This window comes from Mesorhizobium ventifaucium (assembly GCF_935822925.1).
Taxonomy (GTDB): domain Bacteria; phylum Pseudomonadota; class Alphaproteobacteria; order Rhizobiales; family Rhizobiaceae; genus Mesorhizobium; species Mesorhizobium ventifaucium.
Window position 1 is genome coordinate 23,057 of sequence record NZ_CAKXZS010000050.1, and the last position, 17,463, is coordinate 40,519.

Below are 17,463 nucleotides of genomic sequence, written 5' to 3' on the forward strand. Positions count from 1 at the left end.
TGAGGATCGCCATGGCCGAACGCCTCATCGAACTGCGCGACATCAGCAAGTCCTACGGTCAGGTCTATGCGCTGGGCGGGGTCAATCTCAGCGTCGACCGCGGCGAGGTGGTCGGCTTGATCGGCGACAACGGCGCCGGCAAGTCGACGCTGATCAAGATCCTCTCCGGTGTGGTCAAGCCGACCAGCGGCGAGATCCTCATCCGCGGCCAGCCGGTGACCGGCTGGAGCGCCGCGCGCTCGCGCGACGCCGGCATCGAGACGGTATTCCAGGACCGGGCGCTCGCAGTGCAGCAGACGATTGTGCGCAACATCTTCATGGGCCGCGAACTCACCGGCTTTCTCGGCTGGCTGAAGGTCAACAAGGAAATCGAGGAGGCGAGCCGGCTGATGCGCGAGATCGGCTTCACCTCGAAAGTGTTCACGCCGCAATCGATCGTCGGCCAGCTGTCCGGCGGCGAACGCCAGGGCGTGGCGATCGCCCGGGCCATCTACAAGCAGGCCGACCTGATCATCCTCGACGAGCCGACGACGGCGCTGTCGCTGACCGAGACCGCCAAGGTCTTCCATTTCGTGCGCCAGGTGCGGGCGAGCGGACGGTCGATCCTGTTCATCGGCCACAACATCCACCACGTCTTCGACATCGCCGATCGTTTCGTCGTGCTGGATCGCGGCAAGGTCGCGCTCACCGCCGACCGCAGCCAAGTCAAGTCGGCCGAAGACCTCATCAACTTCATGGAAGACGTCGCGCATCCGGGCGGATTGCCGGGACTGCACGACGCCGGCGACCCAGAGCAGAGAGCACGATGAGCAAGACAATGGAGCCCGATCTGCACGAGCCGTCCGCAGGCATCTCCCGTCCCGGCAATCCCCGGAAAGAGTGGAAACACCCATCCGATCACTGGATGCGCGGCTTCATCCTCGACAACCGCGCCGCACTCGGCACGCTTGCCGTGTTCGTGGTGATGATGACCGTGTTCATGATCGCCAACCCGACCGTCTTCACCACCTGGTATCTCTACCGTTCCGTGCTCACCACGCTGCCGGTTGCGCTGTTCGTGGTGGTGCCGCTGGTCTTCGTCGTCACCTGCGGCGAGATCGACCTGTCGTTTCCGGCGACGATGGGCTTTGCCTCATGGGTCTTCGCGTTGGTCGTGCAGGCCGGCTACGACCCGTTTCTCGGTATCGCCGCCGCCATTGCAACGGGCACGTTGCTCGGCTTCCTGGTCGGGTCGCTGGTCGTCTATGGCGGGCTGTCGTCGCTGATCGCCACACTCGGCATGAATTTCCTGCTGCGCGGCCTGATCCAGATCATCAACGAAGGCAAGTCGACGGCGCTGACCAGCCTTCCCGACAGCTGGGCCTACAAGATCTTCTCCAGCCAGCTCTACGGCATCCCGGTGCAGATCTTCTGGGCCATCGGCTTCGTCGTGCTGTCGGCGCTGCTCTACAACAGGCATCGCTTCGGCGCGCAGGTGAAGGTGGTCGGCGACAATCCCGACAGCGCCCAGCAGATGGGCATCGACGTCAAGCGCGTGCGGGTGAAAGTGTTCGTCTTCGTCGGCATCGGGGCGGCGATCGCCGGCACCTTCTCGGTGATGATCAACTTCACCTGGTGGCCGACGGCTGGCGACGGCTATTTGCTGCCGGTGCTGGCATCGGTGTTCGTTGGCGGCACGCCGACCTGGGGCGGCGTCGGCACCGTGGTCGGCGGCGCCATCGGCGCCGTCACCGTGTCGTTCATCCAGACCGGCGTCGTCGCGGCAGGCCTGAGCGGTTTCTATGTCCAGTTCTTCAACGGGCTGATCATCATCCTGTCGCTGCTCGGCCACAAATGGAACCAGGCGCGGTATCGGTGAGGGGGATACTCACACCCCGGTGACGAACCCGTCCAGCACGCGTTTCTGGCCGGCCTTGTCGAAATCGATGGTCAGCTTGTTGCCGTCGATGGCGGCAATGTTGCCGTTGCCGAATTTCTGGTGGAAGACGCGGTCGCCGACGCTGAAGCGGGATGGCGTGTCGGCCACGGACTTGGCGACCAGCTCGCCGTCGATGGTGCGGCCCTTGATCGAGGTGCGGCCGGCGCCATAGCCACTGTCGGTTTCGCCATAGCCGATGCGCTCGACCTGGTGGCCGGAACGCGAGCCCCAGTTGCGGTCGGTCGCCTCGGTGCGGTTCTGTTGCGCGCGCTGCCAGCCCGGCGTTGCATAGGTGCTGGAGAAGGCGCCGGATTTTTCTGCGCCGACATTGTCGAAGCGCGAAGCGCCATAAGGGTTCTGCCGTCCTGCCCCTTGGCCGCCCCGCCCGGAGGCAAAGGAGCCGCCGCCATAGGCATTGCCGTAACCGCCGTAGGAGTTGCCGCTCTCGGCGATTTCGACATGGGCTTCCGGCAATTCATCGAGGAAGCGCGACGGGATCGTCGATTGCCACAGGCCGTGGATGCGGCGGTTGGAGACGAACCACAAATGCAGGTTCTTCTTGGCGCGGGTCAGGCCGACATAGGCCAGCCGCCGCTCTTCCTCCAGCCCGGAGCGGCCGCCCTCGTCGAGCGCGCGCTGATGCGGGAACAGTCCTTCCTCCCAGCCAGGCAGAAAGACGGTCTCGAATTCGAGGCCCTTGGCCGAATGCAGCGTCATGATGTTGACGGCGTCGAGCTCGGCGTTCTGCTCGGCGTCCATCACCAGCGCCACATGTTCGAGGAAGGAGCGCAGCGATTCGTACTCCTCCATGGAGCGGATCAGTTCTTTAAGGTTTTCCAGCCGGCCCGGAGCTTCCACCGAGCGGTCGTTCTTCCACATGTCGGTATAGCCGCTCTCCTCCAGGATGGTCTCGGCCAGCTCTGTGTGCGGCGTGGTCTCCAGCGCCTTCTGCCAGCGCTCGAAATTGGCGGCGACTTCACGCAGCGCTGCGCGCGGCTTTGGCTTCAGCTCGTCGCTCTCAGCGAGTTTTTCCGCAGCCTCCAGCATCGGGATGCGCAGCGCCCTGGCGGTGTCGTGGATCTGGCGGATGGTGGCTTCGCCGAGCCCGCGCTTCGGCACGTTGACGATGCGCTCGAAGGCGAGGTCGTCTGCCCCTTGCGCGACGACGCGGAAGAAGGCCAGGGCGTCGCGGATTTCGAGGCGCTCGTAAAAGCGGGGGCCGCCGATGACGCGGTAGTTGAGGCCGAGGGTGACGAAGCGATCCTCGAACTCGCGCATTTGGAAGGACGCGCGGACAAGAATGGCCATATCGTTGAGATTGTGCTTCTGCCGCTGGTAGGCTTCAATGGTTTCGCCGACGGCGCGGGCCTCTTCCTCGGAATCCCAGGCGGCATGGACATGCACCTTCTCGTCATCCTCGGCAACCTTTTCGGTGAACAGCGTCTTGCCGAAGCGGCTTTCATTGTGGGCGATGAGGTGGGAGGCGGTGCCGAGGATGTGCGCGGTGGAGCGGTAGTTGCGCTCCAGCCGGATGATCGTGGCGCCGGGGAAATCCTTGTCGAAGCGCAGGATGTTGTCGACCTCGGCCCCGCGCCAGCCATAGATGGACTGGTCGTCGTCGCCGACGCAGCAGATGTTGACTTTGCTTTCGCTCACGGCCGCGCGCGAGCTTCGCTCGCTGGCCTCCGCGGGGGCGGCCTGGCCGGCCGGCGCCCGGTCGGGCTTGCGGCCTTCGGCCGAACGCAAATCCGTTGATGTTGAAGCGCGTCCGGCATCCGGCCGCTGCGCCAGCAGGCGCAGCCACATGTATTGGGCGGTGTTGGTGTCCTGGTACTCGTCGACGAGAATGTATTTGAAGCGCTTGTGGTATTCCTTCAGCACGTCCGGATTGGCACGGAAGATGCGGATCGGGTGGCACAGAAGATCGCCAAAGTCGCAGGCGTTCAGCGTCTTCAGCCGCTCCTGATAGGCCTTGTAGAGCTCACGGCCCTTGCCGTTGGCGAAGGCGCGGGCGTCGCCCTCGGCAATCTCGGCGGGGCCAAGCCCCTTGTTCTTCCAGCCGTCGATCATCTGGGCGAACTGCTTGGCCGGCCAGCGTTTGTCGTCCAGCCCTTCGGCCTGGATGAGCTGCTTGATGAGGCGCACGACGTCGTCGGTGTCGAGAATGGTGAAGTCGGATTTGAGCCCGGCAAGCTCGGCGTGGCGGCGCAGCAGCTTCACGCCAATCGAGTGGAAGGTGCCGAGCCACGGCATGCCTTCGACATTGCCTTCGCCGATCAGCAGGCCGATGCGCTGCTTCATTTCGCGCGCCGCCTTGTTGGTGAAGGTGACGGCGAGGATCTGCGACGGGAAGGCCTTGCCGGTGGCGAGGATGTGAGCGATGCGGGTAGTCAAGACGCGCGTCTTGCCGGTGCCGGCGCCGGCCAGCACCAGAACCGGACCTTCGGTGGTTTCCACCGCCAGCCGCTGCTCGGGGTTGAGCCCGTTCAGATAATCGGGCGCATTGGTATGGCCGCTGCGGGCAGCCATAGCGCGCGCAGCAATGCCCGACGGGGCCACGGGCCGCGCGTTCGGTTCGTCAAAAAAAGGCATATCTTCCGAAAAGCCGGACATCTCCCCCGAATGTAGTGATTCGGCAGCGAAAGGCCAGAAGTGTCTCCGTTTTGTTCTCTGTCCAGCCGGGGGGAGTTACAAATCCGATGGCACGCCAGCCATAGCGCCGGCCTGCTCGACAGGCACGGCGGGTCGGAGAAAGTGGGACAGCGCACCAGTTCGAACGGTGTCATCCTGGACCAGCCGCCGGTCTGGCGGACCTGCACTTGTGTCAGCAGCGCCTCACTCATCCGTGACTGGACCGTGCGGGCTGCTACCCTATCTTGCGCGGCGGACATGTTCCCGAAGCCGAGGAGAGCGCAATGACAAAACCGAGCCCTGCCAGCCCAGCCGTGAAGAGACCCGCCATTACCCAGGCGATGATCGACGCCTATGACGAATACACGCATCTGACGCTCGACCGGCGGCGCTTCATGGAACAGTTGACCAGGCTTGCCGGATCAGGTGCCGCTGCCGCAGCAATCGCACCGCTGCTGGCGGCGAATTCAGCCCGGGCGGCGATTATTGCCGAGGACGATTCACGCGTGACGGGCGAGGACATCAGCCATCCCGGCAGCGGTGGCGAGATGAAGGGCTATCTGGTCAAGCCAGCCAGCCAGTCCGGTAAGCTCGGCACCGTCATCGTCGTGCACGAGAACAGGGGGCTCAACCCGCATATACGCGATGTGGCGCGGCGCGTGGCGCTGGAAGGATTTGTGGCGCTTGCCCCGGACTTCCTGTCACCCCTGGGCGGCACGCCGGCCGACGAAGACAAGGCGCGTGACCAGTTTTCCAAACTCGATGCGGCGCAGACCGTCGCCAATGCGGTCGCAACGGTGGCTTTCCTCAGGGGCCGCGAGGATGGCAACGGCAAGGTCGGCGCGGTCGGCTTCTGCTGGGGCGGCGGCACGGTAAACATGCTGGCGGTCAATGCGCCGGATCTGGCTGCCGCCGTCGCTTACTACGGCATGCAGCCGAAGGCCGAGGATGTGCCGAAGATCAAGGCGGCGCTGCTGCTGCATTATGCCGGGCTCGACACCCGCATCAATGCCGGCATCGACGCCTTTAGGAAGGAGCTCGATGCGGCCGAGGTCGAGTACACGCTCTATGTCTATGAAGGTGCCAATCATGCCTTCAACAATGACACGTCAGCGGCCCGCTACGACAAGAACGCGGCCGACCTCGCCTGGGGCCGGACGATCGCCTTTCTCAAGGAGAAGCTTGCCTGATCAGGCATTTGCCGGTTTGTGGAAAGCGACGCCGGCCACCACCAGCGCGATGCCGATGCAATCGATAGGGCTGGGTATCTGGCGGAGCACAATGACGCCGATCAGCGTGGCGGTGACCGGCAGCAACGACAGCATCAGCGCGAAGCTCGATCGCGGCAGCCGCGACATGGCAAGCTGGTCGCAGATATAGGGGATGACCGAGGAGCAGATGCCGACGCCGATGGCGGCGATGAGCAGTGGCGGCGCCGAGAAGGCCGGCAGCGCTTCGGTGAAGCCGATCGGCAGCACGATGAGGCAGGCGACCGCCATGGCGGCACCCAGGCCGGCGATGCCGTCGCCAGCGCCGGCGCGGGCAACGCGATGGCCAAGCAAGATGTAGCCGACGAACAGCGCGCCGTTGAGAAAAGCCCAGAACAGGCCGATCGGGTCGCTTGACCATTTGACGTCGATCAGCAGCAAGGTGCCGATGACGGCAACGGCAAGGGCGGCGAGATTGCGCGGGCTTCTGACGCCGACCAGCGCGACGCCGATGGTGCCGACGAATTCGATCGCCGCGACCAGCGAGATCGGCAAGCGCTCGAGCGCCAGGTAGAAGGCGCAATTCATCACGCCGAGGCAAGCGCCAAAAGCGAGAAGCAGCAGCCGTGTCGGCCGGTCGGCGCGGGTGACGACCGTCCAGGGCCGGGTCAGCGGCGCGAAGACCAGGGCGGCCGTGACGATGCGCAGCCAGGCCATGCCGAGCACGCCGACATGCGGGAAAAGCAGCACGGCGAATGCCGGCCCGAGATAATGGAACACGGCGCTGACGCCGAACCAGACATGCGGCGGCAGCGATGTCGCCAGCCTGCCAAAGACAGGGCCGGCGGGGGCAGGGAGTGCAGCAGGGGCAGGTGCAGCAGGGGCTTGTGCGGGATTTTCCATGCGATCAGTATCGCAGGCGATCGTTCCGGTTTATATGGATAATGTTCAGCCAAAGGGACCGTCGATTTTCCAAGGCCAAGGAGTTTTCCCTGAAACGCCTTCGAAACGAAAATGCCGACCTGGATGCGGCTGACCTGAAGATCCTGCGCCTGCTGGAAAAAGATGCGCGCACCAGCATCGCCGAACTGGCGCGCTCGGTCGGCCTGTCGGCGCCGAGCGTGGCCGAACGCATCAAGCGGCTGCAGGAGAGCGGCGTGATCGAGGCCTACACGGTGCGGATCAACCCGGCCGCGCTCGGCATGAAGCTGTCGGCATGGCTGCGAATCAGGCCGGTGCCCGGGCAGTTGGCCGTGGTCGCCGAGATCATCCGCGACTTGCCGGAAATCGCCCAGTGCGATCGGGTGACCGGCGAGGACTGTTTCATCGCGCTGGCGCATGTCGGCTCGGTGGCCGAACTCGAACGGGTGATCGACCGCATCATTCCGTTTGCGATGACCAACACCGCGATCATCCAGTCGTCACCGGTGGTGGCGCGTTCGCCGCTGGCGGCAGTGAAGCGGCCGCCGTGATGCTTAGGGGCGAGTGAGCATCTGTCAGCAAGGCACCATTGGCGAAGCTGCCAATCTCCCCCCTTGCGGGACCCTTGCGGAGGAGATGCCCGGCAGGGTAGAGGCGGTGCTGTCCCTCCGACCTGTCAACTTATCGGAGCCAAGCCCTCAGGCAGGTTCTCGGTTGGAAGGGTAAGTCGAAGTTGGCGATCCTTCCCTCTGTCCTGCCGGACATCTCCCCCGCAAGGGGGGAGATTGGATTTCGCTTCGGCTTTCGCCAATGATCGATGCTGGAAGGCAAGCGGGGCAGGCATCTTCCCGCCCCGATCAGGCATGGCCGCGCTTCATCCGCGCTTGCTTCAGGATGGCGCGCCAGCGGATCATGGCGAAAGGGATCGGCTCGTTGTTGTTGGCGATGGTAAAAATTTCGTTGTTGAGGTTCTTCAGCGATCGCCAGAAATCATAGTCGCTGATGCGTGGGTCGGCCGCCAGCCTGTCCGCCTCGACCTTGATATCGGTTTTCATGCACGTTCCCCGAACCGCTTCAGCCCCCGCCGCCCGTATCGCAATGCGGACGATTCTCGAACGCCGCGCTGAGTCGTTCAATGCCTCAATTCGGCTGTTCACGTTAAAATCCTGGTAAGGTTAACGGCGGTCTGACTGCGGTTCACGCGTTCTTGCGACGAATACCGATCGAACGGCCGGCGCGCTCGGGCATCGGCAGCGCCGCGTGGGCGGCGCGCATGACTTCGACCTTGGCCAGGACATCGGCCGGGAACGGCGCCACCTTCGGTCCGGACATGTCGACATGCAGCGACAATGATTCGGACGTGGCGGCGAGCCAGCCGTCGATATGGCGGATTTCCTGGTAGGCTCTCAGCCGCTTGTCGTCATTGTCGAGGAGTTGGAACGAGACGTCGACCTTGTGGTCGAGATGCAACTCCCTGACATAGCAGACATGGACTTCCGCCGTGTAGATGGTCAGCCGCCGCTGCTGCACGTAATCCGGCCCCATCCCCATTAGTTCGAACGCTTCGTCGGAGCAGCGGTCGAACAGCACGTTGTAATAGGCCATGTTGAGATGGCCGTTATAGTCGATCCAGTCTTTTTCGATGGCCATGGCAGGAGAGACGAAGGGGGCGGGGATGGACATCGAAAACTTCCTTCTCGCTGGACAGGACGTGAGACTAGAGCGACGTGCGTCCAATTGGACGCACAAAGTACGCTCTAGCACGTTGAATCTTCGCATCGTGCCTTCCGAAAATCGATTTCGATTTTCGGGCCGATGCGATAGGCATCCATAAGTCCATAACAAGGGTGGACACTTGTCCATTCGCGGAGGAAACGATGGCTCTGAGCGACCTCAATCCGGTCGAGCGCAACGAAGAAGGCATCGCCGCGGTGCTCGGCATCCTCAAGCAGCGGCTCGGCGAGCGGTTCCAGACCGGGCAGGCGATCCGCACCCAGCACGCGCATACCACCACCTACATTCCGACCCAGGCGCCGGACGGCGTGGCATTTCCGGAGACGACGGCGGAGGTGCAGGAGATCGTGTCGGCCTGCGCCGCGCACCGCGTGCCGGTGATCGCCTTCGGCGTCGGCTCCTCGCTGGAGGGCCATACCAACGCGCCGGGCGGCGGCATTTCTGTCGATACGTCGCGCATGAACCGCATCCTCGCGGTCAACCCGCAGGATCTCGACTGCACGGTCGAGCCCGGTGTGACGCGCGAAGATCTCAACCGGCACCTGCGCGACACCGGCCTGTTCTTTCCGATCGATCCGGGCGCCAATGCATCGCTCGGCGGCATGGCGGCGACGCGGGCGTCCGGCACCAATGCGGTGCGCTACGGCACGATGCGCGAGAATGTGTTGTCGCTGACGGCAGTAATGGCCGACGGCGAGACGGTGACGACCGGCAAGCGCGCAAAAAAGAGCTCGGCCGGCTACGATCTGACGCGGCTCCTGATCGGCTCCGAAGGCACGCTCGGCATCATCACCGAGCTGACGCTCAAGCTGCAGGGCATTCCGCAGGCGATTTCCGGCGGCGTCTGCCCGTTTCCAAGCGTCGAGGCGGCCTGCAACGCGGTGATCGCGACAGTCCAGATGGGCATTCCGGTGGCGCGCATCGAGCTGGTCAATGCGCTGCAGATGCGGGCTATGAAGAGCTATTCGAAACTCGATTACCCGGAGAGCCCGTGCCTATTCGTCGAATTCCATGGCAGCGACGCCGGCGTTGCCGAGCAGGCCGAAACCTTCGGTACGATCGCCGAAGAATATGGCGGCGGACCATTCCTGTGGACCAGCGTCGCCGAGGAACGGACGAAGCTGTGGAAGGCCAGGCACGACGCCTATTGGTCGTCGCTGACGCTCAGGCCGGGCGCCAAAGGGCTGTCGACCGACGTCTGCGTGCCGATCTCGCGCTTTGCCGAATGCGTCACGCAAACCGAGGCCGACATCGCCGAGATGGGACTGATCGCGCCGATCGTCGGCCACGCCGGTGACGGCAATTTCCATGTGCTGGTGCTGATGGACGTGGACGATCCGAAGGAAATCGCCGCAACGGAAGGGTTTGTCGCGCGGCTGAACATGCGGGCGATCGGCATGGATGGAACCTGCACCGGCGAGCACGGCATCGGACAAGGCAAGATCGGCTTCCTGCGCCATGAACTCGGCCACAGCGTCGACATCATGCGCACGATCAAGCGGGCGCTCGATCCGCTTGATATCATGAACCCTGGGAAGATATTGCCCGCCGACTAGAGCCTTTTGCTCTTGGGGCGATCGATTTGCCTCTTTATAGACACGTGGATGCGGATAAAGTGCGGCTGATTTTCAATCAACTGCTTGGGAGTTGATGCTCGCACGCTTGTTCGTGATCTTCGGTGGCTTTTTCGTGCTGGTGCTGTGTGCGGCGCTGGTGGTGCCGTATTTTATCGACTGGACGAGCTACCGTGCCGATTTCGAGCGCGAGGCGAGCGCCATTCTGGGCCGCAAGGTCACCGTTCAGGGCGCTGCAACGGCGAAACTGCTGCCGTTTCCCTCGGTGACCTTCTCGAATGTCACTGTCGCCGGCGGTCGCGGCGGCCAGCCGGCAATGACCGTCGAGACCTTTTCGATGGACGCCGAACTGGCGCCTTTCCTGAGCGGCGAGGTGCTGATCTTCGACATGCGGCTGGTGCGGCCGAAGGCGACGATCGACATTGCCGCCGACGGCACGGTCGACTGGGCGATACGCCCGTCCTCGCCCTTCGATCCCAGCCAGATCTCGATCGAGAAGCTGACGGTGACCGACGGAGAGATCGCGCTGCGCCATGCCGCCGGCGGCCGCAGCCATCTTCTTTCCGAGATCAATTCGACAATCTCTGCCAGATCGCTGGCCGGACCCTGGCGGATGGATGGTTCGCTGCGGCTCGACGGCCTGCGCAGCTCGATCATCGTCTCCACCGGCAAGGCTGGTGGCGACGGACAGATGCGGCTCAGGCTCAAGGCCGATCCAGACGCCTATCCGCTGGTCATCGAAGCGGATGGCAATGCCGGCATTGTCGACGGGGCCGCGATCTATTCGGGCCAGTTCAAGCTCACAAGTTCTGACAAGAATGGCGCCGACAAGCGTTTGGCGCAGCTTAACGGCACCGACGGCGAGATGATGAGGGCCAGCGCCGGCAAGCCGGAGCCCGGGTTCAGGCTGAACGGCAAGTTCTCGCTCGACCACCGGAAGCTTGATGTCGACGAGTTCCGCTTCGAGACCGGGCCACTCGACAATCCCTACACCGCCGACGGCAAGGCTGCCGTCGACCTTGGGCCGAACCCTCGCTTTTCGATCGAGGCCGATGGCGCTCAGGTGCAGTTCGATGAAGCCGTCGGCGCTGCGACCGGACTGACGCTGTCCGAGCGCGTCGCGGCGCTGGAGCAGGCGCTGCTCGCCCTGCCCAAGCCGACCATACCGGGCAGCGTCGAGGTGAAGCTGCCGGCGGTGGTGGCCGGCGACACGACGGTTCGTGACGTGCGCCTTTCCGCCGAGCCGGCCGATGCCGGCTGGTCGGTGAAGTCGCTGGGCGCGACGCTCCCGGGCCGCGCCAGGCTGGAAGCAAACGGTATGCTCAGTGTCGAGGATCAGTTCGGCTTCAGCGGCTCGCTGCTTCTGGCCGTGGGGCAGCCTTCCGGCTTCGCCGCCTGGCTGTCGAAGGATGTCGACGAGGCGATCCGCCGGCTGCCGGCCGCCGGCTTCAAGGCCAAGGTCGACCTGACCGGGAACCGCCAGGCCTTCAGCGACCTCGAGCTCGTTCTCGGCAAGGCGAAATTTTCCGGCCGCATCGATTCCAGCCAACGCGACGATGCCAGGCCGTCGGTGCTGATGCGGCTCGAAGGCGGTGAACTCGACGTCGACGGGCTCGCCGCCTTCGCCTCGATCTTCATCAGCGACAAGGGCGCCAACCGTTTTTCCGACCGCGACCTCGATTTCCAGATCAAGGCCGGGCCGGTCAGCGCCGGCGGACTGACCGCCGATACGGTCGATACGGCGCTCAGGCTGCGCGACGGTCTGCTCGAAATCGACCGGCTCTCGGTTGGCGGGCTTGCCGGCGCCTCGATCAGCGCCACCGGCCGGATCAAGGATTTCCCAGCGAGCCCGACCGGCAAGCTCGATGCCTCGGTGTTTGCCGTCGATCTCAAGCCGTTGGTCGATGTCGCAGCGAAGCACTATCCCGACAATGCCGTGCTAAAGGGGCTGGCGGGGCGTGTGGCCGCTTATCCCGAGCTTTTCCAGAATGCGCGTATCGATCTGGTGACGAGTGCCGCCGCCAATGGCGACGGCACGACGGGACTGGCGGTCAGCGCGCAAGGCAGGGCAGGCGGCTCGGCGTTTTCAGGATCGCTGTCCGGCAAAGGACTGGCCGACCGGCTTCTCGAGGCGCCGGTGTCGGTGACCTTCAACGCCAGGAATACCGACGCCACCGCGCTTCTGGCGCTTTACGGCCTGCCGGCGCTGCCGCTCGGCATGGTTGGCGAGGCGACCACGGACGTTTCGGCGAAAGGCACGCTTGGCGGCGGCATGACGACGAGCTTCAACCTAACCGGCGACGACTTCAAGGCCGGTTTCGACGGAACGATCGCCAGCACGCCACAAGGCGCCACCGCCAAGGGCAAGGTCAGCCTGGAAGCCGCCGACATCGAGCCGTGGCTGATGACGACAGGCATCGGCCTGCCGGGCCTGCGGACAGGCATGTCGACGTGGCTTGCGGCCGACGCCGACTTCGGCAACGGCCTTCTTGTGCTGTCCGGTCTCAGCGGCGCCGTCAACGAGGCGGCGGTTTCCGGTGACGTCAATATCGACGTCAAAGACGGGCTGCCGCATCTTGCCGGCGCGTTGGCGCTCGATGAGCTGGATCTCGATCCGATGGCGGTGGCGCTGTTTGGCGACCAGGCCTTCCTGGGCTCCGGCAACGCTTGGCCGGCCGCCCCGTTCAGCCAGAAGCCCAGCCTGCCGTTCACCGCTGAACTCGACCTGACCACGGCGTCGCTGCTCGTCGGCCCGCTTGCCACGGCCTATGACGCGGCGCTGTCGCTGAAGCTCGACCAGGAAGGCATCCGCGTTTCGGACCTCAAGGCAAAGTTCGCCGGCGGCGCGCTTTCCGGGCTGTTCGAGCTGAAGAACAATGACGGCACCGGGCTTTTCTCCGGCCAGCTGAAACTTGTCGGCGCCGATCTGGCCACCGTGCTGCCAGAGACCGGCACCAGCGGAAGCGGCGATTTCTCGGCGGCGCTTTCGACCAGCGGCAAATCGGTCGATGCGATGGTTGCGGCGCTGTCCGGTTCCGGCACGGCGGCGCTGAAAGGCCTGACCATTGCCGGCGTCAATCCCGACGCCTTTGGCGCCTTCATCGCCAAGGCAGACGCCATTGGGCGCGATATCGATGCGGCCAAGACCGCCGGCTTCGCGCCGCAGATCGCCGCGGACGGCAGTTTTCCGGCTGGGGATGCCGACATCGCCTTCACAATTGCCGGTGGGACGCTGAGGGCACCGCCGGTCAATCTTGAAAATCCGGCGGCGACGCTGTCCGCCGACATCACGGCGGACCTGAAGGCGAGCATGGTCGCTGCCAGTGGTTCGATCACTTATCGGCCCGGCGACGAAGCGCTGGTCGGCTCCGATCCGACCGTGAATTTCAGCGTCGACGGGCCGTTCGGCGCGGCGAAGCGGCAATTCGACAGTGAGCCGTTAGCGCAGTTCCTGACCCAGCGTGCGCTGGAAAAGGAGCAGCAGCGGGTCGAGGCTATGCAGGCGGCGTTGCTTGAAAGACAGCGGTTGCGGCGTGAGGTGCGTTACTACGCGGCCCTGCAAGCCGAGCGCGACAGGGCAGCCGAAGAATTGCGCAAGCAGCAGGAGGCCGCGCGGCTGAAAGCTGAGGCAGATGCCAGGGCGAAAGCTGAAGCCGAAGCAAAGGCTCAAGCTGAAGCGGAGGCGAGGGCCAAGGCAGATGCGGAGGCGAGGGCTGAAGCAGAGGCCAAAGCCAAGGCGGATGCCGAGGCCAAGGCTAAGGCGGATGCGGAAGCGAGAGCCAGGGCGGCGCAGCAAGCGGCAAACGAGGCGGCGAAAGCCGAGGAACAGCGACGCCGGAAAGCGGAAGAGGCGAGGCGGATGGAAGAGGCGGGGCGGATCGCTGCGGAACAAAAGGCAAGGCTCGACGCCGAGCGCAGGGCTGCGGCTGAGCAGGCGCAGAAAATCGAGCGGGCGCGTCAGCCGGCGGCCAATGACAACCCGCGGCCATCAGAACCCACGCTTGAACCTTCGTCGATCGACAATCTGCTGAAGTCGCTGGGCGGCGGATAGCTCTACCTAAAGCGCGTCGCGTTCGAACGATTCATGCGACGCGCTTTAGGTTCTTGTTTTTTTGCATGTCGTTGTCGCAAAACCGCTACGCACCCTCGGTTCAAGCCCGAGGCATGCTTTTGCGCGACATGCATTAGACCGGTTTCATCCCTCGCTTCGCCCAATCCAGGACGTAGAGCCTGAGCGCCGAGGACAGGTTGGCATTGCGCGGCCGGGCCTCGTCGATTTCGGCGACGAGGGCGGCGAGAGTCAGTTTGCGTGCGGCGGCGATGGCGACGAGATCGTCGAAAAACGGCTTTTCGAGCGAATAGCTGGTGCGATGGCCGCGAATGGTCACCGAGCGTTTCTCGACCGGGCTCACCGGACGTGACTCATTTCACGTCAAGCATCGGTTTTATCCGGAAACTGCGGCGCATTTTTCGGTCCGATGCTCAGGGGATCCGGATCGCCCATAACTTCGCGGCGATGGCCGGCGACAAATTTTTCTGCCTTGCCGGCGAGCGAACGGTCACGCTCCCGGTCGGCCTTGGAGCGGCCGTGCAGCGTCCGGTTCTGTTCGGCCAGGCGCTCCTGCTCGGCTCGTGCCCTCTGCTTGCGGACCTGGCGGAGGTTGACGATGTCGGCCATGTCGCGCGGCCCGTCGGATCACTTCTTGCGGAAGGCGTCGAGCGACACCACTTCGGCGCCCTTGGCGGCGGCATCGGCCGTGGCCGGCTTCTTTTCGGCCTCAGCAGTCTTCTTCTTCTCGGGCTTTTTCTCGGCGACGACAGCCAGCGGTTCGGAAGCGGGCTTGCCGGCCAATTCCCCCTCTGCCGAGGTCTCCGTCTTCACGTCGAACTCGAGTTCGAAATTGACGGACGGATCGTAAAAGCCGCGCACGGCCGAGAATGGGATTTCCAGCTTTTCCGGCACGTCGGAGAAAGACAGCCCGACCTCGAAGCCGGTGTCGGTCACCTTCAGGTCCCAATACTGGAACTGGATGACGATGGTCATCTGTTCGGGATAGCGCTCGCGCAAGCGGGAAGATACGCGCACGCCGGGGGCGCCGGTCAGAAAAGTGATGAAGAAATGATGGTTGCCGGGGAGGCCGGTGCGCGCGACTTCGGCCAGGACCTTGCGCATGACGCCGCGCAATGCCTCCTGGGCCAGAATGTCGTAGCGAATGTGGTCGTCGGCCATGTCGCTGTCGGGTTCCGTTGAATCGTCCGCATAGCTGTAATCAAGCTTGAGCGCGGCGTAAACCGGATATAGATGCCGGCAGCGCAGTTGCGAGAGGGCATGCCTCAGATTTGATCGCTCAGGCGCCAGCGAGCGCGCTGTGCTTTTGCGCATCGGCCGCCGGCTGCCGCTTGGCGAAGGCGCGCAGGAAGGTGCGCACGCCATGGGTCGCGGATTGCAGCACCTCATCATCGGTCGGCGTGCCGCCGAGCATGAAGGTCGTCTGCAATTCGGCATTGGCAAGGGCCTGGAACTGGCGCGCAGCGACATCGGGGTCCTCGATGTCGAGGAAACCGGCATGGGCGAGGCGGGCGAAACGGGCGGCGATCGCCGGCCATGTCCTGCCCGGTCCCTGTTCACGCCATTCGGCAAACAGCTCGGGATAGCGCTCGCCCTCGGCCTGGATCAGCTTGCGCAGGAATTTTCCATCGCGGCTGCAGATACAGTTGCGGTTCATACGCACGGCAAAGGCGATCAGATCGGCTTCAAGGTCCTTCGGCTGGTCGGGAAAGGTTGAAATAGTGGCGAAGATGCCGGCATTGCAGCGCTCGGTGAGATCGCGGACGATGGCGACGAAGAGTTTCTCCTTGTCGCCATGGTGGTTGTAGATCGTCTGGCGTGAAACGCCGGCCTCGGCGGCAATCATGTCGATATTGGCGCCGGCGAAGCTTTCACGGCAGAACACCTCGCCGGCAGCGTCCATGATGGAGGCGCGCTTTGCCTCATGGCCGCGTGGCGGGATAGTGTCAGGAGAAACGTCGTGCTTCATGAAAACTATATAGAGGTGATTGACGAATTAGACAAGAGTGTCTAAATTTGTGGACTATCTTAAAGGATTTCCCCCGCAGGAAATCGGAATTTCATGGGATGGAACGTCCTAGGATTACCCGCCGGTCGGCGGCAAACCAGATTTGAGAGAAGCCTGCTATCATGAGTCCCCAATTCCTCCGCATCGCGGTCGTGCTCGGTCTGTTGACTGCCATCGGCCCGTTCGCCATCGACATGTATCTTCCGGCGCTGCCTTCGATCGGCGCCGATCTGCAGGCAAGCACCGCTGCCGTGCAGATGAGCTTGCTGATCTTCTTTCTGTCCATGGGGTTTGGCCAGATCGTCGTCGGACCAATCTCCGACATGGTCGGACGCAAGCTGCCGCTCTATGGCGGCCTCGGCCTGTTCATGGTCGGCGGCATCGGCTCGGCGCTGGCGCCATCGATCGAGTGGCTGATCGCCTTCCGTTTCCTGCAAGGGCTCGGCGCCAGCGCAGGCATGGCGGTGCCGCGCGCCATCGTGCGTGACCTGCACACCGGCACCGAAGCTGCCAAGCTGATGTCGCTCTTGATGCTGGTGTTTTCGGTGTCGCCGATCCTGGCGCCGCTGACCGGTAGCGTCATTATCGAGAATTTCGGCTGGCGTGCCGTGTTTTGGACGGTGACGGGTGGGGCGGTGCTCGCCACCATCCTGCTGGCGACCTCGCTCAAGGAGACGCGACCGGTCGAGGCGCGTGCAGGCAGTTCGTTCGGCACCGCGCTGTCGGCCTATCGCTTCCTGATGGGCGACCGCAACTTCCTTGGCCTGGCGGCCATCGGCGGCTTCGGTCTGGCGAGCTTCTTCGTCTATCTGTCGAGCTCCTCCTTCATCCTGATAGATCACTACGGGCTGTCGCCGTCGGTCTACAGCGTGTTCTTCTCGATCAACGCGGTCGCCTTCATCGGCATGTCGCAACTGACGGGAATGCTGTCAGAAGGGTTCGGGCTGAGGCCGGTGGTGCGGGTCGCGGTGGTCGGCTATGCGACGACGATGGTGGTGCTGTTCGCGGTGATGGCGTCCGGCGTCGATCGGCTCGACGTCATGGCGGCGCTGCTGTTCGTCGGCTACGGGTTCCTCGGCCTGGTGATTCCGACGACTTCGGTGCTGGCCATGGAGGAGCATGGCGCGATCGCCGGCACGGCCTCGGCACTGATGGGCACCCTGCACTTCGCCATCGGCGCGGTTGCCATGGGCATCGCCGGCGTGTTCTTCGACGGCACGCCGCTGCCTATGGTGGCCGGCATCATGCTTTGCGCGGTGATCTCCTTTACGCTGGCCAAGGTGACGCTCGGCCGCGGGCGGGAAGTTGTCGAAGCGCCGGCAGAGTAGATTTTTTCCAGCGAGAGCATGAAAGGCCGGGTTGTTCCCGGCCTTTTTCACGTCGTGCGCCAGGCATGGTGC

General features: G+C 64.0%; 15 protein-coding genes. 7 read left to right on the plus strand and 8 right to left on the minus strand.

The features are described from left to right. Positions 1-11 precede the first annotated feature (11 nt). Together NMG70_RS29160 and NMG70_RS29165 are read left to right on the plus strand one after the other, a co-directional pair. The gene (locus NMG70_RS29160) at positions 12-809 is read left to right on the plus strand and encodes an ATP-binding cassette domain-containing protein (protein ID WP_077383235.1); all 798 of its coding nucleotides are present in this window, start codon (positions 12-14) and stop codon (positions 807-809) included. Beyond that, positions 806-1,858, plus strand: coding sequence for an ABC transporter permease (locus NMG70_RS29165; RefSeq protein WP_254027680.1), 1,053 nt, complete (start codon positions 806-808; stop codon positions 1,856-1,858). The genes NMG70_RS29160 and NMG70_RS29165 overlap by 4 nt, the downstream gene beginning before the upstream one ends. 9 nt (positions 1,859-1,867) lie before the next feature. On the opposite strand, the gene NMG70_RS29170 is transcribed toward NMG70_RS29165, so the two are convergent. Further along, entirely contained in the window at positions 1,868-4,531 is a 2,664-nt protein-coding gene (locus NMG70_RS29170) for an ATP-dependent helicase (RefSeq protein WP_254027681.1), read from the minus strand. Positions 4,532-4,833: 302 nt separating this feature from the next. On the opposite strand from NMG70_RS29170, the gene NMG70_RS29175 reads away from it, so the two are divergent. After that, a complete protein-coding gene (locus NMG70_RS29175) occupies positions 4,834-5,739 on the plus strand; it encodes a dienelactone hydrolase family protein (RefSeq protein ID WP_254027682.1) in 906 nt (301 codons plus the stop codon). Here NMG70_RS29175 and NMG70_RS29180 read toward each other — a convergent pair whose 3' ends face one another. Beyond that, positions 5,740-6,660 carry an EamA family transporter gene (locus NMG70_RS29180; RefSeq protein WP_254027683.1) on the minus strand — a complete coding sequence of 307 codons (921 nt, stop codon included), beginning with the start codon at positions 6,658-6,660 and terminating at the stop codon, positions 5,740-5,742. 41 nt (positions 6,661-6,701) lie between these two features. Here NMG70_RS29180 and NMG70_RS29185 point away from each other — a divergent pair, with 41 nt between their 5' ends. After that, positions 6,702-7,229: an Lrp/AsnC family transcriptional regulator gene (locus tag NMG70_RS29185; RefSeq protein WP_254027684.1), complete on the plus strand. Its 528-nt coding sequence runs from the start codon at positions 6,702-6,704 to the stop codon at positions 7,227-7,229. Positions 7,230-7,535: 306 nt separating this feature from the next. Here NMG70_RS29185 and NMG70_RS29190 read toward each other — a convergent pair whose 3' ends face one another. Both NMG70_RS29190 and NMG70_RS29195 read right to left on the minus strand, forming a co-directional pair. Continuing rightward, positions 7,536-7,733: a hypothetical protein gene (locus tag NMG70_RS29190; RefSeq protein ID WP_077383251.1), complete on the minus strand. Its 198-nt coding sequence runs from the start codon at positions 7,731-7,733 to the stop codon at positions 7,536-7,538. A gap of 142 nt (positions 7,734-7,875) precedes the next feature. Further along, complete coding sequence (locus NMG70_RS29195) at positions 7,876-8,361, minus strand: thioesterase family protein (protein ID WP_254027685.1); 486 nt, start codon at positions 8,359-8,361, stop codon at positions 7,876-7,878. A 194-nt stretch (positions 8,362-8,555) separates the two neighbouring features. Between NMG70_RS29195 and NMG70_RS29200 the strand changes: the two genes are divergently transcribed. Then, entirely contained in the window at positions 8,556-9,968 is a 1,413-nt protein-coding gene (locus NMG70_RS29200; protein ID WP_254027686.1) for an FAD-binding oxidoreductase, read from the plus strand. Positions 9,969-10,062: 94 nt separating this feature from the next. After that, positions 10,063-14,037: an AsmA family protein gene (locus NMG70_RS29205; protein WP_254027687.1), complete on the plus strand. Its 3,975-nt coding sequence runs from the start codon at positions 10,063-10,065 to the stop codon at positions 14,035-14,037. Positions 14,038-14,170: 133 nt separating this feature from the next. Here the strand turns inward: NMG70_RS29205 and NMG70_RS29210 are convergent, their stop codons facing one another. The 4 genes from NMG70_RS29210 to NMG70_RS29225 form a co-directional block, all read right to left on the minus strand. After that, on the minus strand, positions 14,171-14,398 hold the full coding sequence (locus NMG70_RS29210; protein WP_254027688.1) for a ribbon-helix-helix domain-containing protein: 228 nt from the start codon (positions 14,396-14,398) through the stop codon (positions 14,171-14,173). A gap of 20 nt (positions 14,399-14,418) precedes the next feature. Then, positions 14,419-14,664, minus strand: a complete 246-nt coding sequence (locus tag NMG70_RS29215) for a DUF4169 family protein (protein WP_254027689.1) — start codon at positions 14,662-14,664, stop codon at positions 14,419-14,421. Between the two features lie 18 nt (positions 14,665-14,682). After that, positions 14,683-15,216, minus strand: coding sequence for an SspB family protein (locus NMG70_RS29220; protein WP_254021974.1), 534 nt, complete (start codon positions 15,214-15,216; stop codon positions 14,683-14,685). A 118-nt stretch (positions 15,217-15,334) separates the two neighbouring features. Further along, positions 15,335-16,024, minus strand: coding sequence for a TetR/AcrR family transcriptional regulator (locus NMG70_RS29225; RefSeq protein ID WP_254027690.1), 690 nt, complete (start codon positions 16,022-16,024; stop codon positions 15,335-15,337). Between the two features lie 161 nt (positions 16,025-16,185). Here NMG70_RS29225 and NMG70_RS29230 point away from each other — a divergent pair, with 161 nt between their 5' ends. After that, positions 16,186-17,391 (plus strand): multidrug effflux MFS transporter, encoded by a 1,206-nt coding sequence (locus NMG70_RS29230; RefSeq protein ID WP_254027691.1) that lies wholly within the window; start codon positions 16,186-16,188, stop codon positions 17,389-17,391. Positions 17,392-17,463: the final 72 nt, after the last annotated feature.

Coding starts and splice junctions, on each gene's coding strand:
- NMG70_RS29160 (WP_077383235.1), top strand. CDS start 12: ATGGCCGAACGCCTCATCGAACTGCGCGACATCAGCAAGTCCTACGGT.
- NMG70_RS29165 (WP_254027680.1), top strand. CDS start 806: ATGAGCAAGACAATGGAGCCCGATCTGCACGAGCCGTCCGCAGGCATC.
- NMG70_RS29170 (WP_254027681.1), bottom strand. CDS start 4,531: ATGTCCGGCTTTTCGGAAGATATGCCTTTTTTTGACGAACCGAACGCG.
- NMG70_RS29175 (WP_254027682.1), top strand. CDS start 4,834: ATGACAAAACCGAGCCCTGCCAGCCCAGCCGTGAAGAGACCCGCCATT.
- NMG70_RS29180 (WP_254027683.1), bottom strand. CDS start 6,660: ATGGAAAATCCCGCACAAGCCCCTGCTGCACCTGCCCCTGCTGCACTC.
- NMG70_RS29185 (WP_254027684.1), top strand. CDS start 6,702: ATGTTCAGCCAAAGGGACCGTCGATTTTCCAAGGCCAAGGAGTTTTCC.
- NMG70_RS29190 (WP_077383251.1), bottom strand. CDS start 7,733: ATGAAAACCGATATCAAGGTCGAGGCGGACAGGCTGGCGGCCGACCCA.
- NMG70_RS29195 (WP_254027685.1), bottom strand. CDS start 8,361: ATGTCCATCCCCGCCCCCTTCGTCTCTCCTGCCATGGCCATCGAAAAA.
- NMG70_RS29200 (WP_254027686.1), top strand. CDS start 8,556: ATGGCTCTGAGCGACCTCAATCCGGTCGAGCGCAACGAAGAAGGCATC.
- NMG70_RS29205 (WP_254027687.1), top strand. CDS start 10,063: ATGCTCGCACGCTTGTTCGTGATCTTCGGTGGCTTTTTCGTGCTGGTG.
- NMG70_RS29215 (WP_254027689.1), bottom strand. CDS start 14,664: ATGGCCGACATCGTCAACCTCCGCCAGGTCCGCAAGCAGAGGGCACGA.
- NMG70_RS29220 (WP_254021974.1), bottom strand. CDS start 15,216: ATGGCCGACGACCACATTCGCTACGACATTCTGGCCCAGGAGGCATTG.
- NMG70_RS29225 (WP_254027690.1), bottom strand. CDS start 16,024: ATGAAGCACGACGTTTCTCCTGACACTATCCCGCCACGCGGCCATGAG.
- NMG70_RS29230 (WP_254027691.1), top strand. CDS start 16,186: ATGAGTCCCCAATTCCTCCGCATCGCGGTCGTGCTCGGTCTGTTGACT.